At 42.6% G+C, this 24,876-nt stretch carries 24 protein-coding genes; 10 read left to right on the top strand and 14 right to left on the bottom strand.

All coding sequences use genetic code 11. The features are described 5' to 3' along the window. Positions 1-9: 9 nt before the first annotated feature. From ACSSS3_RS12550 to ACSSS3_RS12515, 8 genes are all read right to left on the bottom strand, one after another. Complete coding sequence (locus tag ACSSS3_RS12550) at positions 10-819, bottom strand: SDR family oxidoreductase (RefSeq protein ID WP_442844903.1); 810 nt, start codon at positions 817-819, stop codon at positions 10-12. Further along, a complete protein-coding gene (locus ACSSS3_RS12545) occupies positions 813-1,910 on the bottom strand; it encodes a type III polyketide synthase (protein ID WP_442844902.1) in 1,098 nt (365 codons plus the stop codon). The genes ACSSS3_RS12550 and ACSSS3_RS12545 overlap by 7 nt, the downstream gene beginning before the upstream one ends. Then, positions 1,886-2,587, bottom strand: coding sequence for a methyltransferase domain-containing protein (locus tag ACSSS3_RS12540; protein ID WP_442844901.1), 702 nt, complete (start codon positions 2,585-2,587; stop codon positions 1,886-1,888). Before ACSSS3_RS12540 ends, ACSSS3_RS12545 begins: the two co-directional genes overlap by 25 nt. Next, the gene (locus ACSSS3_RS12535) at positions 2,584-3,732 is read right to left on the bottom strand and encodes an NAD(P)/FAD-dependent oxidoreductase (RefSeq protein ID WP_442844900.1); all 1,149 of its coding nucleotides are present in this window, start codon (positions 3,730-3,732) and stop codon (positions 2,584-2,586) included. The genes ACSSS3_RS12540 and ACSSS3_RS12535 overlap by 4 nt, the downstream gene beginning before the upstream one ends. Positions 3,733-3,854: 122 nt before the next feature. After that, positions 3,855-4,559, bottom strand: coding sequence for an OmpA family protein (locus ACSSS3_RS12530; RefSeq protein ID WP_442844899.1), 705 nt, complete (start codon positions 4,557-4,559; stop codon positions 3,855-3,857). 48 nt (positions 4,560-4,607) lie between these two features. After that, positions 4,608-5,093 carry a lipocalin family protein gene (locus ACSSS3_RS12525; RefSeq protein ID WP_228230745.1) on the bottom strand — a complete coding sequence of 162 codons (486 nt, stop codon included), beginning with the start codon at positions 5,091-5,093 and terminating at the stop codon, positions 4,608-4,610. A gap of 27 nt (positions 5,094-5,120) precedes the next feature. Continuing rightward, complete coding sequence (locus ACSSS3_RS12520) at positions 5,121-5,279, bottom strand: DUF1328 domain-containing protein (protein ID WP_072984756.1); 159 nt, start codon at positions 5,277-5,279, stop codon at positions 5,121-5,123. Positions 5,280-5,434: 155 nt separating this feature from the next. After that, on the bottom strand, positions 5,435-7,441 hold the full coding sequence (locus ACSSS3_RS12515) for an alpha-ketoacid dehydrogenase subunit alpha/beta (RefSeq protein ID WP_442844898.1): 2,007 nt from the start codon (positions 7,439-7,441) through the stop codon (positions 5,435-5,437). A gap of 148 nt (positions 7,442-7,589) precedes the next feature. Between ACSSS3_RS12515 and ACSSS3_RS12510 the strand changes: the two genes are divergently transcribed. The 6 genes from ACSSS3_RS12510 to ACSSS3_RS12485 all read left to right on the top strand — a co-directional run bounded on the left by ACSSS3_RS12510 (position 7,590) and on the right by ACSSS3_RS12485 (position 13,658). Further along, positions 7,590-8,540, top strand: coding sequence for an isopenicillin N synthase family dioxygenase (locus tag ACSSS3_RS12510; RefSeq protein ID WP_442844897.1), 951 nt, complete (start codon positions 7,590-7,592; stop codon positions 8,538-8,540). Between the two features lie 3 nt (positions 8,541-8,543). Continuing rightward, on the top strand, positions 8,544-8,876 hold the full coding sequence (locus ACSSS3_RS12505; protein WP_228230749.1) for a translation initiation factor: 333 nt from the start codon (positions 8,544-8,546) through the stop codon (positions 8,874-8,876). Positions 8,877-8,888: 12 nt separating this feature from the next. Continuing rightward, positions 8,889-9,824, top strand: coding sequence for a DUF1835 domain-containing protein (locus tag ACSSS3_RS12500; RefSeq protein ID WP_442844896.1), 936 nt, complete (start codon positions 8,889-8,891; stop codon positions 9,822-9,824). A 2-nt stretch (positions 9,825-9,826) separates the two neighbouring features. Further along, the gene (locus tag ACSSS3_RS12495; protein WP_442844895.1) at positions 9,827-10,699 is read left to right on the top strand and encodes a nucleoside phosphorylase; all 873 of its coding nucleotides are present in this window, start codon (positions 9,827-9,829) and stop codon (positions 10,697-10,699) included. A 73-nt stretch (positions 10,700-10,772) separates the two neighbouring features. Then, positions 10,773-12,821 carry a polyphosphate kinase 1 gene (gene ppk1 / locus ACSSS3_RS12490; protein ID WP_442844894.1) on the top strand — a complete coding sequence of 683 codons (2,049 nt, stop codon included), beginning with the start codon at positions 10,773-10,775 and terminating at the stop codon, positions 12,819-12,821. Between the two features lie 3 nt (positions 12,822-12,824). Further along, a complete protein-coding gene (locus ACSSS3_RS12485; RefSeq protein ID WP_442844893.1) occupies positions 12,825-13,658 on the top strand; it encodes a substrate-binding domain-containing protein in 834 nt (277 codons plus the stop codon). A gap of 334 nt (positions 13,659-13,992) precedes the next feature. Here the strand turns inward: ACSSS3_RS12485 and ACSSS3_RS12480 are convergent, their stop codons facing one another. Beyond that, complete coding sequence (locus ACSSS3_RS12480; protein ID WP_442844892.1) at positions 13,993-14,658, bottom strand: uracil-DNA glycosylase; 666 nt, start codon at positions 14,656-14,658, stop codon at positions 13,993-13,995. A 74-nt stretch (positions 14,659-14,732) separates the two neighbouring features. Here ACSSS3_RS12480 and ACSSS3_RS12475 point away from each other — a divergent pair, with 74 nt between their 5' ends. The 4 genes from ACSSS3_RS12475 to ACSSS3_RS12460 all read left to right on the top strand — a co-directional run bounded on the left by ACSSS3_RS12475 (position 14,733) and on the right by ACSSS3_RS12460 (position 19,970). Next, entirely contained in the window at positions 14,733-16,907 is a 2,175-nt protein-coding gene (locus ACSSS3_RS12475; RefSeq protein WP_442844891.1) for an endonuclease MutS2, read from the top strand. Further along, positions 16,904-17,305: a thiol-disulfide oxidoreductase DCC family protein gene (locus ACSSS3_RS12470; RefSeq protein WP_442844890.1), complete on the top strand. Its 402-nt coding sequence runs from the start codon at positions 16,904-16,906 to the stop codon at positions 17,303-17,305. The genes ACSSS3_RS12475 and ACSSS3_RS12470 overlap by 4 nt, the downstream gene beginning before the upstream one ends. Positions 17,306-17,378: 73 nt before the next feature. After that, complete coding sequence (locus ACSSS3_RS12465) at positions 17,379-19,298, top strand: mucoidy inhibitor MuiA family protein (RefSeq protein ID WP_442844889.1); 1,920 nt, start codon at positions 17,379-17,381, stop codon at positions 19,296-19,298. A gap of 9 nt (positions 19,299-19,307) precedes the next feature. Then, positions 19,308-19,970: a haloacid dehalogenase type II gene (locus ACSSS3_RS12460; RefSeq protein ID WP_442844888.1), complete on the top strand. Its 663-nt coding sequence runs from the start codon at positions 19,308-19,310 to the stop codon at positions 19,968-19,970. On the opposite strand, the gene ACSSS3_RS12455 is transcribed toward ACSSS3_RS12460, so the two are convergent. From ACSSS3_RS12455 to aroC, 5 genes are all read right to left on the bottom strand, one after another. Beyond that, positions 19,950-21,083: a hypothetical protein gene (locus ACSSS3_RS12455; RefSeq protein WP_442844887.1), complete on the bottom strand. Its 1,134-nt coding sequence runs from the start codon at positions 21,081-21,083 to the stop codon at positions 19,950-19,952. The genes ACSSS3_RS12460 and ACSSS3_RS12455 overlap by 21 nt on opposite strands. A 126-nt stretch (positions 21,084-21,209) precedes the next feature. Continuing rightward, positions 21,210-22,661, bottom strand: a complete 1,452-nt coding sequence (locus ACSSS3_RS12450; protein ID WP_228230908.1) for a dicarboxylate/amino acid:cation symporter — start codon at positions 22,659-22,661, stop codon at positions 21,210-21,212. A gap of 80 nt (positions 22,662-22,741) precedes the next feature. After that, a complete protein-coding gene (locus ACSSS3_RS12445; RefSeq protein ID WP_442844886.1) occupies positions 22,742-23,194 on the bottom strand; it encodes an RES family NAD+ phosphorylase in 453 nt (150 codons plus the stop codon). 8 nt (positions 23,195-23,202) lie between these two features. Then, positions 23,203-23,616, bottom strand: coding sequence for an antitoxin Xre/MbcA/ParS toxin-binding domain-containing protein (locus ACSSS3_RS12440; protein WP_442844885.1), 414 nt, complete (start codon positions 23,614-23,616; stop codon positions 23,203-23,205). Between the two features lie 133 nt (positions 23,617-23,749). Continuing rightward, positions 23,750-24,814, bottom strand: coding sequence for a chorismate synthase (gene aroC / locus ACSSS3_RS12435; protein ID WP_442844884.1), 1,065 nt, complete (start codon positions 24,812-24,814; stop codon positions 23,750-23,752). Positions 24,815-24,876 lie beyond the last annotated feature (62 nt).

Genomic DNA, 24,876 nt, shown 5'->3' with positions numbered 1-24,876 from the left:
TGTATCTGTTTATCTCAAATGCTCCCCGCCGTCCACCGGAATCACGGCTCCATTAATCCAGTTTGCTTCAGGTCTGGTAAGCAGGTAGACTGCATTAGCGACATCTTCGGCGGTTGTAAGCCGTCGGTTGGGATTGCGGGCCATCGCCTGCTCAATTAAAAGTTCACTTCCCGGTATCAGCTGCAGGCTTTCGGTATTGGTCACTCCCGCCTGAATACAGTTTGCCGTGATTTGCAAGGGTGCAAGCTCAAAAGCGAGACTGCGCACAATAGCCTCGAGCGCTGCTTTTGCGGCGGATACCGCGGCATAGTTAGGCAAGGGTTTGCTACTACCCTCGCTGGTAAACGCAAGGATTTTGCCGTGGGATGCAAATAATTTCGCATTCGCGAAAGCGCTTGCCCAGTCGTACAGGCTAACCGCCATAGCTTCCGCAGTAAGCATAAAATCTTTCCCACTCAGGGTCGCTTCCGAAGGATTATCGGTATAAATAGGTTTTAGATTTCCCTTGGCAATGCTGTGCAACATTAACTGAAGCCGGCCTTCTTTCGCCCTAAAAAAATCAAGTAATTTTTGAATGGTTTCAGCACTCAAGGCATCGGTATTGAATTCGGCTACTTCCACGCCAAAGGCCCGCATCCCATCTAGATCGTTTTCAAAATCACCCAGTTTACTCCGCCGGGTGCGGTGCACGATGCAAATGTTCAGGCCCTTTTCAGCCAGTTTTTTTGCCGAAGCCAGTCCCAAGCCGCTGCTGCCTCCCAGGATTAATGCCCATAAGTTCGCTTCAGGGCTGGTGTTAAATTCAAATGCTGTTACCATTGTATCAAAATGCGTTGTGCCGAAAATCCGGGTCCAAAACTAAGCATCAGACCGTAATCTCCATCAGGAATTTTGCGGTTTAAGAAGCGTTCCAAAACATACAACACCGTAACGCTGCTCATATTGCCATACAGGCGTAAAACTTCTTTGGTGTCGTCAATTGTTTTACCACGCTCCCCAAAGAGGGCTTCAACCGTTTGCACAATCTTTTTGCCTCCGGGATGAAATACCAGATGATTTACCGCATCGATATCTATGTTGTTTTTTGCCAAAAACGGATCGATGATTTGCGGAAAGTGCCCTGCAATGGTTTCGGGGACTGAAGGATCTAAAATCATTTTGAGTCCGGTATTGGTGAGTTTAAAACCCATCATATGCTCGGCATCAAAAAAGTGATACATCCCCGTATCAACCACTTTCGGCCCCTCGTCTTCTGCTTTGGACGAAAGCAATACACAGGCACCGCCATCGCCAAAAATCGCCGCGCTCACCACATTAGCCATCGAGTAATCGTTGAGCTGAAAGGTGGCCGTAGGGCTTTCTACCGCGATGACAGCCGCCCGTTTCCCGGGATTGGCCTTAAGAAAATCGTTGGCATATAAAATCCCTGAAATTCCTGCTGCGCAGCCCATCTCCGTAACCGGCAGGCGGGTGATATCCTGCCGCAAATGCAGTTTGTTGATGAGATAGGCATCCAGCGAAGGGATCATAATACCGGTGCAGCTCACCGTGATGATGTAATCGAGGCTTTGCGCATCCCAACCGCTTTTCTGCAAAGCATCGGTGAGTGCCTGTTCACCCAGTTTGATCACTTCACGGGTGTAAATATCATTTTTGTCTTCAAACGAAGTTGCGGTAAACACCTCTTCGGGCGCCATAATGCTGTAGCGTTTGTCTACTGCTGCATTGCTGAATATTTTTTTGACCTTACGGCGAAAGCGTTCGTCCTGCCCTTCAAGCCAAAGATCTACAAGGGGTAATATTTCGTGAGTCTCGCGGTGGTAATGCGGAATAGCTTTGGCCACCTCACAAATTTTTACCGGATTTTTAGTTGGTTCTGGGGAATTCAATGCTGTTTTTCTAGTATCCATAAATAGCGAAAAGCCCAGCGCCAACTCAACTGATAGCGGGTAACCGGAAGCTTTTTTGTGAAAGTTACTAATTCCTTTTTTGTAAATGCCCGTTTGATGGAGATCAAACCATCGTAACGCGCAATGTGACTGCGCATAAAAACCCGGCTGAAGCCCTTAAAAAGCACGTAAGCCAAACGGCTGCGCTGTAAATCATTGATCACAACTCCCAAGCGGGATAACTGTAAAAACTGATTTAAAAACCGGTCGATTTCGGCATTGGTAAAATGATGCATTGTAAGTACCGACAGGATAATATCGCACGAAAAATGATCAGCATCCAACTTTAAAATATCCTGAACCTCAAATTGAATCTCGGGATAATCCGTTGATTTTTCACGTGCTAACGCAATACTCTTGGGATTAAAATCATAACCCCGCAGACTCACAGAAATTCCTTTTTTACGGCAGTAATTGGCTACAGTTCTAAGCGTCGCCCCATCACCGCAACCCATATCTGCGATGCTGTACTGTTTCTTCGGAAATTTTTCAAAAAAATAATCAAGTCCGTGAGTGGTGACTTTATTTCCTCCCAAAATGCGGTTTACGAGAGTAACCTCGTTAAGCGCCTGCTGCAGGGTAACCGCGTCAAGCGAGGGATCGTCCATCAATTCGGGAAGGAGGCTTCGTTCTTTCAAATTTCCAGAGGTTTACCGTGGGTTAAACTGATGATTTTTGGCAGCACTCCGGGTATCCGTTGCAGGCTGCTTATACCCAGATTGGTAGCTGTTTCGTGCTGCAAAATACGCTGCAAAACCCGGCCTGCCTGCAAACGACCGGAGAATGTGCTGTTCCAGCGTTTGATATAGCTTTGCTCAAGCTCTTCACGGTCTTGGGATTTGAAGTGATACTCCACAATACTTTCTGCTAAGAGTTTAGCCGAATGAACCGCCATTGCCATCCCATTACCGCAAAGCGGATGAATGAGCCCCGCACTGTCACCACACATCAAAATATGATTCGTGATCAATTCTTTAGGCTGAAATGAAATTTGGCTGATACTAAGCGGCTTTTCAAACACCGGAGTTGCCTGATTGAAGAAGGCCTTAAGTCGTGGGTTCTGCGAAAGTACGTCATGCTGAAAACCTTCCAGATTGCCGGAAGCTTTAAAAGCATCGAGATGCGTGAGGTAACACACATTTACCCGATTGTTTTCAACTTTTGAAATACCGCAATAACCGCCATTAAAAGAGTGAAGGCTTACCACGTTTTCAGGAACATCTGCCTCGTAATGGGCTTTGACGCCCATCCAGGGGGTTTTGTTGCTGAAGAATTTTCGCGAAAGCGCAGCATCTAAAACCGAACGTTTACCAAAACTCCCGATGACCAAATCGCTTTCAAAGCTTTCACCGGACCGGCAAAAAATCTCAAAACCGGTGTTTTTATGTTCGATGCGTTCAACAGTATCCTGCGTCCACGTACCTCCCTTTTCTTTTGCCAATTCAGCCAGTTTAAAGTCCAGCGTATAACGGCTGATGCCAAAACCACCCAGCGGCAATGCGGTTTTAAGGGTTTTCCCGGAGCGAGAGCTGAGTTCAAATTCTTCAATTTGCACAGCGCCCCAATCGAAAGGGTTGATACCCAGAGATTGCCAGTAAGGAAGAATTTCATTGGAGATGTACTCACCGCAAACCTTATGTTTAGGGTACGCGTCTTTCTCAACTAGGTGTACCTGAAAACCTGCGCGAAGCAAATGTATTGCTGCGGTCAACCCGGCCAGACCGGCACCTGCTATAGCTATTTTTAAGTTCTTTTTCAATGCAGGCTCAAGATACTCATTCAATTGCTAATTCAAGGCTTCTTTGAGACTGAAACATAGCCCTGAGATGCGTAAAAAAACAAACCTCCTGACAGTAAATACTGCCAGGAGGTTTTCTAAAATCCTGTCAAAAGGAAATTAATTTATTATTGACCCTCACCTGCCTGTTGCTTAGCCTCATTTACCATTTCCTGATTCGGAACGATAGCTAGAGTTACACGACGGTTTTTAGAACGTCCCTCAGCGGTTTCGTTGGTGTATTTTGGTTGTTCTTCACCATACCACTGCGTTGTAAATCTTCCGGAAGCGATACCCTGACCTACTAAATAATTAGTAACTGCCTGAGCACGGTTTTTAGAAAGTGTCATGTTGTATTCCGCAGAACCGGTGCTGTCTGTATGACCCACCACAAGAACGTTAGTTTGAGGATATTCGGTCATAACTTTAGCCAAACCATTAAGTGTTTGCTGAGAAGCGGCGTTAATGCTGTACTGGTTTGTAGCAAAATACACCCCACTGTTTTCGTCAAAATTAACCACGATACCGTCGTCAATTCGTTCTACCTCAGCTCCGGGAATTTCCTGCTCAATACGCTTGGCCTGCTCATCCATACGCTTACCGATTACATTACCGGCAGCACCACCTACAACACCACCAATTACAGCACCCAATGCACCACCATCACCTTTAGTACCCACATTGTTACCTATCACGGCACCAATAATGGCACCACCGGCTGCACCGATAGCAGTACCTTTTTGTTGATTATTTGCATTACGGGTTGCCTCACAAGAAGTTAGCATCGTTAAGGCTACTGCAACTACAGCAGCTTGTTTCAATATAGATTTCATAAAAATTGTTTTAATTAAATTAAGGGGTTACCCATTCTGAACTCTTACTTATTCAGATATTTTTGAAAAATTCATTACAATCTTAAACGGTTTTCCATCAACCTGCACGGTCTGGGTAAATGTCAATTCGTTATCAGAAAGGTAGTTGATATTTAATCTAAATCCAGCATCATTCATAGTCGAATTCATTTTCTCGTCAGTTGGCTTCAACAAAATGTCATAGGATATGGCATTTTCCTGATCTGGAATGCTCCATACAAAATAACGCTTTCCGGGGTTGCAGGTGGTACTGGTAATCTCATAATTACCGAAGTTGTTATTCGGTATAAATCTCCAGGTACTTCCTACCATACATTCTGATGAAACATCTCCAAAAAGAGTTACATCATAAATTCCGGTTGCATTGTTATAATTGATGTTATCTAAATTCCAATAACCTTTAAGTGTTTTACGCGATTGCTTAACAACTTCACTGGTACCTCCACAAGAAACCAGAATGACACTCAAAATTAAAATGCTGATTACTTTTCTCATAATTTATTAGGGTTTAAAAGATCTAAATTATCTGAACAATCTTGACAGTAAACTGATCAGAAAAAGAACAATAAAAATGAAGAATAAAATTTTAGCGATTGATTCTGCACCGGAAGCAATTCCTCCAAATCCAAAGATTGCTGCTACAATTGCAATGATGATAAATATAACTGTCCACTTAAGCATAGTTGTAAATTTTATTGGTTAGTAATGAGTCAAAAATAGCAGCGATATGGAGATCGATGTTATTTATTAATAGTGTTTAACTCGCCGCTGTTAAAATGCGTTAACGAAAAAAACCACAAACAAACAATTCAATAAAATTTTAACATTTACAACTTTCAAAAGGCTCTTAGCTCCTGTAAAATCTGGGCTATGCGCTGTTTGGGCAAATATTGCTGTTCCAGATTTTGAGCGAAAGGTATGGGGGTATCTAAACTGCTTAAACGTCTTACCGGCGCATCTAAATACTGGAAACACGCTTCTGCAATAAATGCCGCAATGTCTGCCATAATATTACCAAAAGCGCTGTCTTCACATAAAAGCAAAACCCTGCCGGTTTTCTGAACAGACTGCTTTATAGCATCCCGGTCTAATGGCACCAGTGACCGCAGGTCTAGAAGATCTACTTTGAAGTCCGGTTTATCCTGAAGCGATTCAAGCGCCCAGTGAACCGCTGCTCCATAAGTAATGAGGGTAATCTCTTCGCCCGACTTTAATAGTGCCGCTTTACCAAAGGGCAGATTGTAATAGGCTTCAGGAACCTGACCTCTGATGTTTCGGTAGAGGGCTTTATGTTCAAAAAATAAAACCGGGTTGGGATCTTCAATTGCAGTAGCAAGTAAACCCTTAGCATCTTCAGGAAATGCAGGATATACCACTTTTAAACCCGGAGTATGTGTAAACCAGGCTTCGTTAGTCTGGCTGTGAAAGGGACCCGCACCCACTCCCGCCCCACAGGGCATTCTAATAACCACATCTGCAGATTGCCCCCAGCGGTAATGTGATTTAGCTAAATAATTTACAATAGGATTAAATCCGCTGCTTACAAAATCTGCAAACTGCATTTCTACTACAGATTTAAATCCATTTATCGAAAGTCCCATCGCAGTCTCAATAATGCCCGACTCACATATAGGCGTATTGCGCACCCGATCTCTTCCGTATTTATCAACAAAGCCTTCGGTAATTTTAAAGACACCGCCATATTCAGCAACATCCTGTCCCAGTATAACCAGGTTTTCAAAGCGCTGCATACTTTGGTCGAGACCCTGACTAATGGCATCAATAAACCGAAGTTCCTGTACAGATCCTTTGGGAGGTTTGAGAACGAAATCAAAAGGCGCGTAAACATCGTCAAGCTCCTGCTCAGCAGTTGAGGATATAGGTTCTTCAGCAAAAGTTTCCGCAAGGGCTGCGTCAATTTCTTCCAGAATTTTTGCGCGTATCTGCATATCCTGATCTTCAGACAACAAACCGGATTCTTTTAAATAGCTGCGGAAATTTTCAACAGGGTCGCGTTTTTCCCAGTGATCCATAAGTTCTTGCGGTACATATTTTGTTCCGCTAGCCTCCTCGTGACCACGCATTCTGAAGGTTTTAAATTCTAACAAAACAGGCCGCGGATTTTCACGTACCGATTGCGCAAGTTCTGAAACGCGCTGGTAGACTTCTAAAATATTATTACCATCTATGATGTGACTTTCCATCCCATAAGCCACTCCCCGATCGGCCAGATTCGCGCAACGGTATTGTTCTGATGTGGGCGTTGAAAGGCCGTAGCCGTTGTTTTCAATACAAAACAGGACCGGCAGATCCCAGACCGAAGCGATGTTGAGTGCTTCGTGAAAATCGCCTTCACTGGTCCCACCCTCACCGCTAAACACGGCAACAAGGTTTTGCTCTTTGCGCAATTTATGAGCCAGTGCGATACCATCTGCCACGCCTAGCTGAGGACCCAGATGCGAGATCATGCCAATGATTTTGTACTCCTGAGTGCCAAAATGAAAACTCCTATCGCGACCCTTTGTGAAGCCGTTGCGCTTGCCCTGCCATTGACTAAATAAGCGCTGCAACGGAATATTTCGGCTCGTAAACACCCCCAGATTGCGATGCATAGGCATAATGTACTCATATTCATGCAGGGCTGCCGTCACTCCTACCGATATGGCTTCCTGACCTATGCCGCTAAACCATTTGGAGATTTTCCCCTGTCTGAGCAGCACAAGCATTTTTTCTTCTACTAAACGGGGTTTGAGTAGCCGTTCATATAAAGAGAGTTGCATCGCGGCATCAACCCGAGCATTGCTAAAGTCTAAAATATTGGTAACTGTATCTTCTGTTGACATATCCTCAATTAATAAAATAAAAATAACGAAAAACGCAATGAAATGCGCTCAGCCTTTCAAACCATAGAATTTTAAGTTTAGTTTAAAATCACCCCCTCTTAAAATTTGATATATTTACGTATTAATAAATTCTCAGTATTCCTTAATTATGAATAACATCCCCAGTGTAGATCTCTCTGATTTTCTAAGCAGTGACCCTTCAAAAAAGCAAAAATTTGTAAATGAAATAGGTCGCGCTTATGAGGAAATTGGTTTTGTTTCGCTCAAAAACCATTTTTTAGACGACAATCTGGTAGACGATCTGTATAAAGAAGTCAAAGCATTTTTTGACTTACCCGAAGATACCAAGAAAGCTTATGAAATAGAAGGTCTGGGCGGTCAGCGGGGCTATATTTCTTTTGGGAAAGAGCACGCTAAAGGAAAGAAAGAAGGCGATCTTAAAGAGTTCTGGCATTTTGGTCAGGATCCTGAACCTGATGCTAACCTAACTGAAGAATATCCGGAAAATGTTCACGTAAAAGAACTGGAGCACTTTAACGAAACCGGGATGCAAGCCTATAGAATGCTTGAAAAAACCGGAATTTATGTGCTGCGTGCTCTTGCTATCTACATTGGTCTTGACGAAATGTATTTCGACAAATGGGTCAAAAATGGAAACAGTATTCTCAGACCTATACACTATCCTCCCATTACCGAAGAACCAAAAGGTGCTGTACGCGCCGGGGCACACGGTGATATCAATTTAATTACGCTGCTTATGGGTGCTTCGGCCGGTGGTTTGCAGGTGTTACGCAAAGATGGAGAGTGGATTGATGCCATACCCAATGAAGATGAACTGGTGATCAACGTGGGCGATATGCTGGAGCGTCACACCAACAATAAATTGCGTTCTACCATTCACCGTGTCGTGAATCCGCCAAGGGAAGAATGGGACACTCCGCGATACTCGATTCCGTTTTTTATGCATCCGCGTAGCGAAATGCCATTAAATTGTCTTGAGGAATGTATTGATGCAGAACATCCTAAAGCCTATGAAGATATTACTGCCGGCGAATTTCTACATCAACGCCTGGTGGAAATAGGACTTATTAAAAAATAGTTTATGGATTTACAGGACCAACTCAAAAACTTATTTCCCGATCATGAGCCGGAGCCTCAACAAGAGGCTGAAGATGCTAATGATTTAGGAATATGGATGCAGGATGATCCACTAATCTGCAAATATGAAAAACGAAAAGGCAAGCCGGTAACCATCATAGAAGGCTATACGGGCGCTGATTCTGATTTCAAAATTCTTGCAAAAGAGCTTAAAACCATGCTGGGTGTGGGCGGAAGTTTTAAAAAAGAAAGCATTCTAATCCAGGGGGATTACCGCGATAAAATCATGACTTTTTTAAAAGACAAGGGATTTCGGGTAAAACGCGTGGGTGGTTAAAACCCTATTCATATGAATTCAAATACCTTGCATATCACCAACGGCGATATGGTACTAAAACGCCTTGATGCCCTAAATTTTAATGGAGATCGAATTGTTTGGCGCGAAATGCTCTGCGAAGGCCCCACCGTTGAAGAAGTAGGTTCAGAACAGTTTATCGAAGCCCGGAAGCATTTTTTAAAAGAGAATTATAATATTACCGAAGCAGATTACGAGGACAAGTTTGTTTCAGAACTGAATAAACTGGCTGCCATTAACGGCTATGAAAAGATTGTGCTCTGGTTTGAATTTGATTTATTCTGCCATGTTAATATGCTTGCAGCAATAAGTTACCTCATACAGAATAAGAAAATAATGCCTATCTACGTCGTGTGCAGCGGCTGGGTAGATGGCGAATTACAGCTTAAAGGCTTGTCGGAGCTTACCGATGAACAATTTATTAAGCACTACGAAAACAAACTCAAACTTGCCCCTGAAGACCTTGCAGTCGCGCACCACATCTGGCAGTTGTACTGCGATGAAAAACCCATAGAGCTTAAAGCCGAAATTACCAAAAGCTCTAACTTCAAATACCTGTCTAGTTGCTTACGCGCCCATGTAGAACGCTTTCCCAACAGCAAAACCGGTCTGAACACGCTGGAAACCAACATTCTTAAGCTTATAGATTTACACGAAGTTTCCTCAACACATCAACTTTGTGGTTATGTGTTGAAGTATCAAGGCTATTACGGTTATGGCGATATGCAAATCGAAAGGATGATCAAAGCCTTAAAACCTTTTTTCAAAATGAAAGAAGGCAAGCTGGTTTTAAACACCAAGGGACAGGCTGTACTTGAGGGGTCTCAAAATTTTTACGAAACCTTAAAAGATGAGTCCTTTTATGGTGGCACACAGAAATACGATTTCCTCTACAATTCAAACAATCACGAACTGGTAAGATCACACTAATTATGCCTTTAGCCTCTTCAGAGCTTATTTTAAACGAAGATCAGAGTATTTATCATTTACACCTTAAGCCTGAAAACCTTGCTGATGTTGTTATAACTGTAGGAGATCCAGACCGGGTAGCTGAAGTTAGCAGACATTTTGAACATATTGAATTCAGCACCCAGAAGCGGGAATTTAAAACCGAAACGGGAACATTTAAAGGCAAACGCATTTCTGTGATTTCTACGGGAATTGGCACAGACAATATTGATATCGTTCTCAACGAGCTGGATGCTTTAGTCAATATCGATTTTGAAACCCGGGAAATTAAAGAGCAAAAAAAATCCCTGCAACTAATAAGACTTGGTACCAGTGGAGCCATTCAGTCAGACATTCCGGTAGATTCTATTCTTTTAAGCAAACGTGCGTTGGGATTTGACTCCTTACTGCATTTTTATCAGAGTGCTTCGGTACGTGACCACGCATTTGAAGAGGCATTTTCAGCACACCTGCAATTAAATCCTGAAAAAAGCACTCCCTATTGTGTCGAAGCCGATTCCGCTTTGCTTAATCACTTCAAAAATCCCAACTATTTTGAAGGAACCACGGTAACTAACGTGGGTTTCTACGGTCCGCAAGGTCGTACCCTACGCCTTCAGACTGAAGACGTAGCTCTTAATGACAAGCTGCAATCCTTTCGCCTTCAGTCTGAAAAAATCACCAATCTGGAGATGGAAACTTCAGGCATTTATGGGCTGAGTAAACTTCTGGCGCACCGCGCATTATCTGTAAATGCAATTTTGGCCAATCGTACCACAGGAAAATTCAGCAAAAATCCTTCTGAAATCGTCGAACGTATGATTACTGAAGCCCTGGAACGCATAGCAGAACTCTAAAGGCTTTTTAACAAAAGCTTAATTTTGCGCGAGACGGGCTTTCGTATTTTTGGTCAAAATACAAGCCTAACCTATGGAAACTGACCAATCCCGACATTTAAAGCACAGAGACTTAAACTGGCTGAGTTTTAATGAGCGTGTGCTACAGGAAGCGGAAGACCGCGAGCGCAATCCGCTTTACGAGCGTATGAAATTCCTTGCGATTTACAGCTCAAATCTGGATGAGTATTTTAGGGTTCGCGTGAGTCAGTTAAGACAAATGAAGCGTATCGAAAAAAGTATACGCAAGAAACTTTCACTGCAACCTAACAAAACGGTCAAAAAAATCCTGGCCCGGGTAAAGGAACAGCAGGAACGTTTTGGCACCATTTTTAAAGATCAAATCATTCCCGATCTTGCTAAAAACAACATCAGGCTGGTAAGCGATACCGATTTTACTTCGGTTCACGGAGATTTAGCAGACATCTGGTACACCACACATCTTAAAAATACCCTGGAAACGAAGCTGGTTGTCCCTTCAAAAGGCAATTCGATCTTTATTGAAAACCAAACCCTGTATTTCTGCGTGACGTTTGAAGATGATAAGCAGTTTGGTTTTGTAAAAATACCCACAGACAGCAACTCGCGTTTTGTAGATCTGGGCAGGCATCAGGGCAACTATTACATAACGTTTATTGACGATATCATACGCTACAAGGTTCAGAGCCTTTTTGATCACACCGTTAAAGGTGTTTATGAAATGAAACTTTCGCGGGATGCCGAATTGTACATCGATGACGAACTCGACGGAATTTTAGCTGAGCGCATTTATAAATCCCTGGAGCAGCGTCAGGAAGGTCAACCTACACGCTTGCTTTATGATTCGGCTATGCCGAAAGATGAGGCCAAAAAGCTTCGCAAGCTGCTTAATCTGGGCAAAATAGACATGATGCCCGGTGGCAGGTATCATAATTTTAATGATTTCTTCAAATTCCCTGATCCTACTGAAAACCCGGAGTTGCATTATGCCGAAAAACCTTTCATCCCACATAAGGTTTTAGAGAAATCAAAGGATTACTTTAAGACGATCAGAGCGAAAGATCAGTTGGTGCATTTTCCGTTTATGACCTTTAATTACATTGAACGTCTTGTAGAGCAAGCCTCTACAGATCCCGATGTAACGCATATCAAAATCTCATTATACCGTGTTGCAGACGAGTCGGTATTAACCACAGCGCTGCTTCAGGCCATTGACAACGGTAAGGATGTCACGATCTTTATTGAGGCTAAAGCGCGCTTTGATGAAGAAAACAACATCAGCTGGGGCCGAAAGTTTGAAGACAAGGGCGGTCGCGTGATATACAGTTATCCGCGTATCAAGGTGCATTCTAAAATTTTGATGATTATACGCAATGAAGACGATAAAGCCAGAAGATACGCCTACATAGGCACCGGAAACTTCAACGGCGAAACCTCAAAAATCTATTGCGATCACGGTCTTTTTACTGCGCATCCAAAAATCACCAAAGAAATACACCGGGTTTTTAGGGTTCTGGAAGGAGAGTTAATCATCCCCCGAAACAAGCATTTGCTTATTTCTCCATTTACCACCCGTCGTATTTTTGAAAAGCTGATACAACAGGAGATTGATACTGCTCTTGAAGGTAAACCGGCGGCCATTACAGCAAAAATGAATAGCCTTGAAGACCCTGATATCATTGCGCTGCTGTACAAAGCGAGCCAGGCCGGAGTTAAAATACGTCTTATCGTTCGCGGTTTTACCTGCCTGATACCCGGAGTTGAAGGCTTAAGCGAGCATATCGAAATGACCTCAATTGTAGATCGTTATCTGGAGCATGGTCGTATCTATTTATTTCACAACGGTGGCGACGAGCAAATGTTTATGGGCTCGGCAGACTGGATGACGCGTAATCTAGACCGACGCATTGAGGTATTGACCCCTATTTATGACGAAGATTTGTTTAAAGAGCTAAGAGCAATTTTGCTCATTCAGCTTCAGGACAATGTAAAGGCACGTCTACAGGATGCCGAAGAAACAAACACCTATGTACCTCAAAAGCCCGGCGAATCTGCCATACGCTCGCAATATGCGATCTATGATTTTTTAAAGGCCAAAAACTAAACCATGAAAACTTTAAAAGTGGGCGGAGTGCCCGAGCATTTTAACCTCCCCATACATTTATGCATCGAAGAAGGTCTTTTTAGGGCTGAAGGAATTGAGGTGGAATGGGTAGAATTTCCGGGAGGAACCGGAGCGATGAATGCTGCTTTACGAGATGAAGAAATCGACGTTGCCGTTATTTTGACCGAAGGTATCATACGCGACATTGCAAACGGGAATCCGTCAAAAATTATTCAAAATTATGTATCGAGCCCATTGATCTGGGGTGTTCACGTTGCCGCTGAAAGCGCATTTCAGAGCATTGACGATTTAAAAGATGCCAGGCCGGCCATTAGCAGGTTTGGCTCAGGTTCTCACGTGATGGCTTTTATTCAGGCACATCAACTGGGATGGGACACCTCAAAACTGGAGTGCGTGGTGGTAAATAATCTGGACAATGCGATTGAAGCGCTACAAAATGGTGAAGCAGATTATTTTATGTGGGAGCATTTTACCACAAAACCTTTGGTAGATCGGGGCATCTTCCGTCGTGTTGCAGATTTCCCTACCCCCTGGTCCAGTTTTGTTTTTGCAGCTACCGAAACTGCACTAAAAAACAAAAGTCAGGAGCTTTCGGCATTCTTAAGAGTTGTAAATGCCAAAACCAAAATTTTCAAAAATATTGAAGGAATTGATCTTATTCTTGCAGAGCGCTATGATCAAAAACTAAAGGATATTCAAAAGTGGTTATCTCTTACAAACTGGTCACAAGAGAAGCTCCCGGAGGCTGAATCTGAGCAAATTGTATCCTTTTTAAAACAATTAAATATAGTAGAAATAAACTATTACTATAAATAGTAATTAACTAAGATTTAATGAAACTTTTACATTTAATTGTCTCATTCATAGAAAAATATTGCACACTTTTGTACCGAAGTAATTAAACAACTTAAATAATTCAAACATGGTTACCTTTTTTACAATTTTAGGTATCCTCCTGTTGATTAACGTGCTATTATTTAAATATAGTGTAGCAGGAGGTCCCGCTCAAAAACCGAAAAAACGTGTAGCCCCTATCGAAACAACGTTTAACGAGTCTGCCTATGCGCTTAACAAAGCATCATAAACAGATTTAAAACCAAAACCTCTAGAAAATGCCTTGAAAATTTCAAGGCATTTTTTTGTTTATAGTTTACCAGTTAATTTTGGTTTTTCCTGCGTTTTCGAGTTTTTGGTTTGTTTCACTAAAGTGTTTGTTACCAAACCAATAACCCCGATTGGCACTTAAAGGTGATGGGTGACCACTGGTTAAAACCGTATGTTTTTGAGTGTTTATCAAGGAGGCCTTCTTTTTAGCAAAACCACCCCAAAGCAAAAACAGAACACCTTGCTGTTCTTCAGAGATTCTGCGTATTACCGCATCGGTAAAAGTTTCCCAACCTTTATTCTGGTGTGAACCTGCCTGATGGGCTCTTACGGTAAGTGTAGCATTTAGAAGCAGTACGCCTTGTTTAGCCCAATGCTCCAGGTTTCCGCTATTCGGAAAAGGCTTATTTAAATCAGTCTCCAGTTCTTTAAAAATATTGATCAGAGAAGGCGGCATCGCAATACCTTCGGGCACCGAAAAGCACAAGCCGTGCGCCTGCCCGGGCCCGTGATACGGATCCTGACCTAAAATAACCACCTTAACGGCATCAAAAGGACAAAAATCAAAGGCCTTAAAAATATCTTTCCCTTTTGGGTAACAGGAATGCCGGGTGTACTCCTCACGCACAAAAGTCGCAAGTGATTTAAAGTAATCTTTTTCAAATTCAGGTTCCAGAACAGCTTTCCAGCTGGGGTGTATGTCAACGTTCATGAATATCTTAAATTTACAGGGCTGAATGAATACAAGTTTAAAATTCAGCTACGCCTTAAAATTAGGCATTTGCTATGATAAAAATTCATCCTAAAACACTTGCAGATTTAGAGTTCCACACCGTTTGTTCTCAGGTTAGTGCGCTTTGCGTTACCGAAAAAGGTAAAGTGAAAGCCCTTAAACTGCATCCTCAGCGCAGCTTTAAAAAGACGCTTTTTGCACTTGATCAAACCAAGGAATACATCAACTCAGACACCCACGAAACGCCCATACCCAATCACGGCTTTGACGCGCTTGATCACGAACTCAAAATGCTGAGTATCGAAGATACCACGCTAGAGCTGGGCAGTTTTAGAAAAATAGGGAGCCTTTCAGAAACTGCAAACAATCACCTCAGGTATTTTAAAAAGTTTCAGGAGACCTTTCCGGTTCTTTACAGAACGGTTCTTGATACCGAATATACCACGGTAATTACTGACGAAATCTCCAGAATTATAGATCGTTTTGGCGAAATAAAAGATGACGCCTCTCCCCTGCTTCAGCAAACGCGCCGAAGCATCAATATCGAAAAAGGAAAAATCAACAGCAGCTTTGCCAAAGCACTTTCAGAATATGCTTCTTACGGTTATCTCGATGAGATCAGAGAATCTATCGTAGACAATGTGCGGGTTTTAGCCGTAACTGCAATGCACCGCCGCAAGGTGAAGGGTTCGATAATGGGTAATTCAAAGACCGGAAGCATTGTGTACATTCAGCCGGAAGCTACTCAAAATGCACAACGCGAACTCAACAACCTGCTTTACGACGAGCAGGAAGAGGTAAAGCGCATTCTCAAAGCGCTTACCAATTATGTAAGGCCGTTTGCGCCTTTGCTTGAAGATTATCAAAAGTTGCTGAGTACCATTGATGTTATTTCCGCGAAAGCGAAATATGCCAAAAAACTCAATGCGGTATTGCCCAAGATCACGACAGAGCGTGAACTCGAAATAAAAGAGGCTTACCATCCCCTGCTTTTGCTCAACAACCGCAAACGTGGTGAGAAAACCTTCCCGCAGGATATCAGTCTCGACAACGATAACCGCATTATCGTAATTAGTGGGCCTAATGCCGGGGGAAAAAGTATAACCTTAAAAACCGTTGGATTGCTTCAGCTTATGTTGCAAAGCGGCATGCTGGTGCCCGTACATGAGTATTCGCGGTTTTGCCTTTTCGAAAAAATACTGACCGATATCGGCGACAATCAAAGTATCGAAAACCACCTGAGCACCTACAGCTACCGCCTGAAGAATATGAATTATTTCCTGCGGAAATGCGACGCCAACACGCTCTTTCTCATCGATGAATTTGGTACCGGTAGTGACCCCGAGTTGGGTGGCGCGCTGGCGGAAACCTTTCTTGAAGTATTTTACGAGCGTGGCAGTTATGGTATTATCACGACGCATTATGCCAACTTAAAAATGATGGCAAATGAGACCGAAGCCATCACTAATGCAAACATGCTATTTGACTCGCGGACGCTAGAACCTTTATATAAATTGTATGTGGGGGAAGCCGGAAGTTCATTCACCTTTGAGGTGGCACAGAAAAATGGGATTCCGTATTCGCTGATCAACCGGTCTAAAAAGAAAGTAGAGCGCGGCAAAATACGCTTTGATAAGAGTATCGCCGATCTTCAGAAAGAGCGCAGTAAGCTGGCCAAAACCACTAATGCGCTTAAAACTAAAGAGCAGCAGGCACAAAAACAGCAGCAGGAACTCGATAAAACCAATGCGCGCATTCAGGAGAAACTGGAAAGCTATCAGGAACTCTACGACAGCAATCAGCGTCTCATTTATTTGGGCCAAAAACTGGACGATCTTAGTGATAAGTTTTTCACCAACAAAAACAAAAAACAGCTTATGGATGAGCTGTATAAAGTGGTGCAAATCGAAAATTCGAAGCGTGCCAAGCAATCTGCAAAAGAAAAAAGAGCGCAAAAAGCCAAAGAACAGAAAATAAAACAGGAAGCTGAGAAAAAGGTTGAAGTCATACGCGAGAAGAAAAAAGAGCAAAAGCAAAAGGCTGTAAAAATTGAAGCCGAAAAGCCCAAAATAGAACTTAAAATAGGGGATCGCGTACGCCTGCCGGATGGCCGTGCAACAGGAACGCTAGATAAAATTGAAAAAGGAAAAGCAACGGTAAATTACGGTATGTTTACCACGCAGGTAGATCTCGATATGCTCGAATTTGTGCTAAGACCCAAAAAATGAGTTCCGAAAAAATCATATTGTTTGACGGAGTTTGCAATTTGTGCAATGGCGCTATCAATTTCATCATAAAGCATGATCCCAAGGCACAGTTTAAGTTCGCATCCCTTCAGGGTGAAAACGGGCAAAGACTTCTTGCGCAGCATCAAATCAATCCCAAAGAAACCGATTCTATCGTTTTGATAGAACCCCAGCGCGTTTCTGTCAAATCTTCGGCAGCCCTGCGCATTGCCAAATATTTGAACAGAGGCTATCCCCTGCTCTACGCTTTTATGATCATTCCCGGTTTTATTAGAAATGCGGTTTACGACTTTATCGCCGCCAACCGGTACAAGTGGTTTGGTAAAAAAGAGAGCTGTATGATTCCCACACCTGAGCTGAAAAGCCGATTTTTAGATTAAGAAATTACTATATCTCTATTTAATGCATTGTAAACTAAAGATTTCGTTTATTTTTAGATAAACTTTTCATTTTATGCGCGCTATAACTTATTTTCTCTGCCTTTTTATTTCTACTTCCCAAATTTGGGCGATTACTAATCCAGTTCTTCCTCAAAAGTCAAAAATCGAAAAGGTAACCGTCTTTCTTCAAGGCGCGACCATTGAACGATCAGCTTCTGTAAATGTGGTTGGAGGTGTCAACGAAATCGTGTTCAACAACCTTTCTCCGGATATTCTGGAAAGTAGTATTCAGTTACGCGGACTTGAAAAGGCAAGCATTCTTTCTATCGCATTTAACCTCGATTTTTTAGATAAAAAAGAAACCTCTGCAGAATATGAAACACTAAAAAGTGATTTGGATAAACTTCTATTTGAGAAAAACGCGCTCCAAAATTCAATTGAAGGCTATGAGCGTGAACTTAGATTATTGAGCGAAAACCAAAAAATAAATAGTGATAACACAGACCTTTCCCTTGAGAAAGTAAAGCAGATAAGCGCCTATTACCGGGAACGCAGCACCGAAATTCAGAATACCATTTACAGGATAAAACGAGATACTCAGGATCTAGATCGGAAGATAAACGACTACCGGCAGCAGATGAGTAATCTGGAAGATTCGCGCAAAGAAACCCGTGGCGAGATTACTGTGAAATTACAAAGTGAACGTGCTACTACGCTAAACATTGAGTTATCGTATAACATTCAGAATGCCGGTTGGTTTCCCTTGTACGACATCAGGGCTGAAAATGCTTCAAGCCCTATTCAACTTAGTTACAAAGCCAATGTTTATCAGCAAAGCGGAATTGACTGGCAGGACGTCAAATTAATTCTTTCAACAGGAGATCCCAATACCAATAATTTCAAACCCAATCTGGAGCCTAAATACCTCAATTTTGTAAGCCGTAACTACCGCAATTCTTCAGCCGTAAGCCGAAGTAATTACAAATACAATCCAACAATTCGCAGTGTTTCAGGTATCGTAACAGATGACTCCGGAGAAGTTCTTCCCGGAGCAAATGTCATACAAAAAGGAACATCAAACAGCACGACTACAGATTTCAATGGTCAATACCAACTTAATATTCAAGGCAATGGAGGGGAAGATTTAGTGTACAGTTATATAGGCTTTGATACAGAATCCAGACCTATCTATGGGTCAATAATGAATGTTACATTAAATGCCGCTCAGGAAGCTCTTGAGGAAGTTGTTGTAGTTGGTTATGGTACTCAGAAAAGAAATGCGGCGGTAACTGCTTTAGAAGGCCAAGCTGCGGGAATGAGCATTAGAGGAACTTCAATGCCTATACCTCAAGCATACAATGAAACCGTAGAAGCAAAACAGGAAAGCCTTACCAATACGCGTTTTGAGATCAAAAAACGCTATACCATTGTCTCAAATCAGGACATTACAACCATTGAGATTGACCAATTTGATTTACCTGCCAGCTATCAGCATTATGCTGCTCCTGAGCTCAATGAGAATGTGTTCTTAACTGCGACCGTCACAGACTGGGAGCGCTATGATTTACTGCAAGGTGAGGCCAATATTTATTTTGAAGGAAGCTACGCAGGCAAAACTGCTATTAGTCCGCTTGCTACTACAGACAGTCTTGAAATTTCTCTGGGCATCGACCCGAACATAATAGTAAAGCGCGAAAAGAAAGACAACTTCAAAAGTAAATCCCTGCTGGGCTCTACCCGAGTTGTTGATAAAGCTTACGAGATTACCGTACGAAATAATAAAAGTACTGCTGTGAATTTACTTCTTGAAGATCGAATCCCCGTTTCACAAAATAAGGATATTAAGGTCTCAGATCAGGAAACAGGAGATGCATCATATAAAGAAGATACCGGTATTTTAAAATGGGAACTCCTATTAGAACCCAAGGCTTCTGTCACAAAAAGTTTTTCGTATGAAGTACGTTATCCGAAAGGTCGAAATATAAATCTATAATTACCTGTTTTGAAACCCAAACTCCTCCTTTTTGACGTAAACGAAACCCTGCTTGACCTCAAGCCTCTGGCACGGCGAATCAATACCACATTGAGCAACAATCTGGCTTTTGATCTTTGGTTTAGCAGTCTTTTGCATTACTCACTGGTGGAAACGACCACAGGAAATCACGAGGATTTTAGCAAAATTGCCAAGGCAACTTTTGAGATGACAGCCTTTAAATTTAAAAAAGTAGTTCCTGAAGAAGAAATCGAGTCTATTTTGGGATTGATAAAAAAACTACCCCCACATCCCGATACGGTAGAAGCTTTACAGGTTTTGAAGCAAAAAGGCTTTCTGCTGGCTGCTCTTACCAATGGAAATCCAACCGTCGCTCAGTTGCAACTCACTTTTGCAGAAATCAACCAGTTCTTTGAACGTATTTTTAGCGTGGATGAAGCGCGGGCATTTAAACCCAATCCAAAGCCGTATGTCTTCGTTCTCGATCAATTAAAGGTCAAAGCTCAGGAAAGTTTGATGGTCGCTGCGCACGGCTGGGATATCACCGGCGCTAAGCGTGCCGGTCTTCAAACCGCATTCATTGCACGGGATGGTAAGTTCAAATATCCACTGGCCGAAGCACCTACCTATGATTGTAAAGACCTCAAGGATTTAGTTAAACGCTTGTCCTGAATTGATAACTCCCGGGCTTTGGCTATCAGGGCCGTCCCAGTCAAAATCTGCATAGGAATTACCTGTTCCTATTAATTTTAAACTATAACCTATGGGTACATCACCTGGCATGGAAACACCAATATCTGTAGCCGTCATTCCGGCTGCAGGCCCTGTGGCAGCTGTAAAACTTCCTTCGTAACTCAAAAACTGCATTACATTACCTAAAGGATCAACCAGCGCAATCCCATCAGGACCGTTTTGCATATTAAGCGGAATTTTCATCGTACCATAACCGGCCTGTTGATTTGGGATTGCTCCACTTAAAGCCACGGCTTTTATAATAGTTCCGTTTGAACCGTTGTAATGCACAATTTGATAGCCGCTAACATCTAATGCATTCCCGGCAACCTCAACGAATTCATCGGCAGTAATATCAGAACCCGTATTTTCGTAGCGAAATTCATTGATCCACAATTTCTGATCGTCATCAATGACACCTAATGTATGCGTATTTTGAGAACCTATTTGTGGTGTGCCATCACCCCCGGCTATACTCTCAATCGTAAATACGATGTTTGAATTTCCCTGAATAGCCGTATTGTCTAAATACGAAAAGGCTGAAGAGGTTGTAAAGCTGTCATAGCTACGCGAAACGGTAATAGTAACCGGCCCGTTTTGTACCAAATGGGTATAATCGCTAGCACTCACGGTAAGCACCAGACTATTAAAGGGCGAAGGGTTTTCAATAGAAAATGAAAGCGGGATACCACCGGAATTTTCGAGTATCGTTTGTCTGGCAGTGGTAAAAGATACTGTAGCAGACTCTGAAGAGGTACTTAAACAATAGACATTCTTAAACTGAATCCCATCCCACATTTTCAGGCAGCGCTCTACACCCTCTTCATTGTAAAAAACCACGAGACCAATGTCGGCAAGCGTTGCACGTGAAGCAATGTCATTTAAGGCAGCAAGAGTGGAAACCCTTGGCGGCATCAGACCTCTAAAACCTCCGTCTGATGATTCGCTGCTGATCTCAAGCATAGAAGCGGGACTCGGTGTAGTGGTACCAATACCTACCTGAGCCTGAATTGAAAAACTTAATAACGCTAAAACGAGATAAAAAACTTTCATACCTACCTATTTAAGTCAATAAATGGTAAGTCAAGTTTTAAAGTTGTGTAGGGCCAACGTATAGGTAGTTGGGTATCACCAATTTAAAAAATTATTAAATACGAAAATCAGAAATTTTGTGTCTTCCTATTTTTCATTATCAACATCAAAAGCTGCATCAGGTTGTTTATCAGGATTGTAATTAAACAAGCCTTCACCCTTGGCGATCACGGAAGAAACCGTAGCATCACCGGTTACATTTACAACCGTTCTGCACATATCTAAAATACGATCTACAGGAAAGATAATCCCTATCCACGCCGGGTTTAAACCTACAGATTCTAAAACGATAATGAGCATCACCAGACCTGCACTGGGCACTGCCGCAGAACCTATAGACGCAAGAGTAGCCGTTAAAACAATGGTTAATTGCTGCCCTAAAGTCAAATCAATCATATGCAGTTGTGCCAAAAAGACCACGGCAACCGCCTGATACAGGCAGGTTCCGTCCATATTTACGGTAGCACCAATGGGAAGTACAAAACTGGTCACTTTCTTATCAACGCCCAGGTTATCCTCTACACATTCCATAGTAACCGGAAGCGTCGCAGCGCTACTCGAAGTCGAAAAAGCAAGCGTTTGCGCAGGTCCCATCGCTCTGAAAAAACCGAAATAGGAAACCTTTCGCACAAATATTTTAAATATGAGGGGATAGATTACAAAAATCATTAAGGCCAAACCAAGAACTACTGTGAGTGAATACCAACTTAAACCTTTAAATATTTCGACCACTTTACCTATATCGTTACCGGCCATTTGACTCACGACACCGGCAAGCAAGGCGAAAACAAAAAACGGCGCTGCCTGCATTGTGAGGTCAACCATTTTGAGGAATACCTCCATAATACCATCAACCGCACGTGTTACGGGAGCCGACTTTTTAGGGTCGATAAACAGCATACTTACCCCGAAAAATAATCCGAAGAAAATCACTTGAAGCATCAGACCGTTATCGGCTAAAGAATTGAAAAAGTTATCGGGAACAATGTCTACCAGCGGTTGAAGGGGTCCGGCATCTTTAGTAGCATTGGCAGTTGCCATCTTATCATTTACTGAAGCATCCTGAAGCTCACTTCGCGAAAGATCTGAAATTTCTTTGGCACGATCCATAAATTCAGGATCCTGTAAATAGTTGATTCCATCTTTGATCACATAGCCTTCATTGGCAGCCCAAATTTCATAACCAATACGGTTATCAATTCGGCTTTGCTCATCTACCAGTTTCCCGGGACCGATAAGGTTTACGAGAAAAAGTCCCATTCCCACTGCAAGGACGGTAGTAACCAGATAAGCCAGAAGGGTCTTACCTCCCATTCTACCCAGACTGGCCGGGTCGCCCAGGTTTGCAACACCACTTATAATTGAAAAAAGCACAAGAGGCACTGCGATTAATTTTAGCAAATTGATGAAGATTTCACCAAAAGGCGCGATCCAGTCGATGGTAAATTGGCTCCAACCCAGTTTACTGGAAATTAATGCCCAAATAATACCCAGAACCAGACCTATTATAATCTTCCAGTGCAGTGCAAGTTTTTTCATGAATTGATGTTTTGTGTATTGACTTAGCCTTAAGGCGAAAGATAAACAAAATCGATTTATTTTAAACCGATGCTTATGGATTAAGCCAATCTTTGATCCCAGAAATAATCTTCGGTCCTGACCAGAGAGCCTTTTTTAGAGAATTCCGGGTGTGAGGTATTGATGATAAAATTGTATTCCTGGGGGATCACCGCTGAAGGCACTTTTAAAATCAGGCTGCGTTTAGAGCGGTACCATTCTGAGCCCATTTGCTGCAACTGAGGGTAAGCGAATAGTCCGCGCCAGTTTAGCGGAAGCATTTCCTTCTTCAACTCCTCATAAAGCGAACTGTCATCTGCTAAAGAAATGACCATGACCTTGTAATGAGTTCCTGTTGGAATAGCCATACGGTTCACTACAAGCTCCAGAGAAGCCAATGCCCTGCTACCCGAGGTGTAAAGTACATTTTCCCCGGCCCGGTTCCATCGAGCTTCAGCTCCTGAACAGGTTAAAGCATTCGCGTAGTGTTCTGCCGAGATGCGATAGACTTCCATCTCAAAACTTAAACGTTATCCCCAAACTCCATCCCGGTAAGACGGTTGTCAATAAACTTCGTGCCGCTGTAGGTGTTTAAAAAACTGGCTGGGGCCTTTTTGTCAAAAAAGAAATTAGGCTTTTTAAGCCAATCTGAAAATGCTTCAAATGAACCAAAGACAGCTTTTCCGTGATTGAACAGGGCAATAAGCAATACAATCTTTTCCTGAACGTGATCTTTTATAACTGTATGATTGCTCTTATAATTTCTTAAGGTCTTAACGTTGACATTGAGCCATTCTGCAATTTCCGCCTCATTAAAATGGGCCATTTCCCGAAGTTTATCTAAGGTAGCAACATCAACAACGGTATGCTCCAGATAATATATAACTGCCGCTTCATTGAGCGCTAAGGGTGTTTTATCAAACTCTGTATAGCTCATAATCAACTTATTTGCTCAAAAAAAGGTATTTTTTCGTATCTATAAAAGCATTTTTACCTAAATAAATTGAACATAAAAAAACCTGAATGCTGCATTGCATTCAGGTTTTCCGGTTTCTATTTGTCAATTCTAACTAGATCTTAGCCGCTTTGTTAATCAGCATATAATCTGCAAGTACCAGTGCAGCCATAGCTTCTACAATAGGCACCGCGCGTGGTACCACACAAGGATCGTGACGCCCTTTGCCTTGCATTTCGGTCTCGTTTCCTTCCTTATCTATGGTAGGCTGATTCTGCATAATGGTCGCTACCGGCTTAAAGGCAACTCTAAAATAAATATCCATTCCGTTACTGATTCCACCCTGAATACCCCCGCTGAGATTGGTTTTGGTGCTTCCGTCTTTATTAAACAGATCGTTGTGCTCACTGCCCAGCATAGAGGCTCCGTGGAAACCGCTACCGTATTCAAAACCTTTCACCGCATTAATCGAAAGCATCGCTTTACCCAACTCTGCGTGTAATTTATCGAAAACAGGTTCGCCCAGACCCACAGGTACATTTTGTATCACGCACATTACCGTCCCGCCAATGGTGTCACCGGCTTTGCGTATTTCCTTGATTTTATCGATCATTTTTTCGGCGAAGGCCTCTTCGGGACAACGCACGATATTTGATTCAATCTTATCAAAATCAAGCTCCTGATAAGGCGTGGTCATACGTATATCACCCACCTGATCTACAAAAGCATTGATTTTGATATTTTTTAAAAATTGCTTGGCAATTGCTCCTGCCGCAACACGGCTAGCGGTCTCCCGTGCAGAAGACCGGCCTCCGCCACGGTAATCGCGTATTCCGTATTTTTGGTCATAGGTATAATCAGCGTGAGACGGGCGATACGTGTCTTTTATATGGCTGTAGTCGTGAGATTTTTGATTGGTATTTACGATATTAAAACCAATAGGCGTCCCGGTAGTTTTTCCTTCAAAAATCCCTGAAAAAAAGTTCACACTGTCCGGCTCCTTGCGCTGGGTAACAATCTTAGACTGTCCCGGCTTACGACGTTCCATATCTTTATAGACCAAATCCAGATCGATCTCAACTCCGGCCGGACAGCCGTCTATGATTCCTCCTATCGCCTCGCCGTGGGATTCCCCAAAAGTGGTAAGTGTGAATAATTTTCCGAAAGTATTACCTGCCATAACGTGTATTTGAGCGGCGAAATTAAAATGTTTTCAGCTAAAAGCCTTGTTATTAATTGCCT

It is taken from the genome of Leeuwenhoekiella sp. H156 (genome assembly GCF_052218455.1).
Taxonomy (GTDB): domain Bacteria; phylum Bacteroidota; class Bacteroidia; order Flavobacteriales; family Flavobacteriaceae; genus Leeuwenhoekiella; species Leeuwenhoekiella parthenopeia.
The sequence above is the reverse complement of the archived record's forward strand: the minus strand, read 5'-3'. Positions and strand labels throughout refer to the sequence as shown.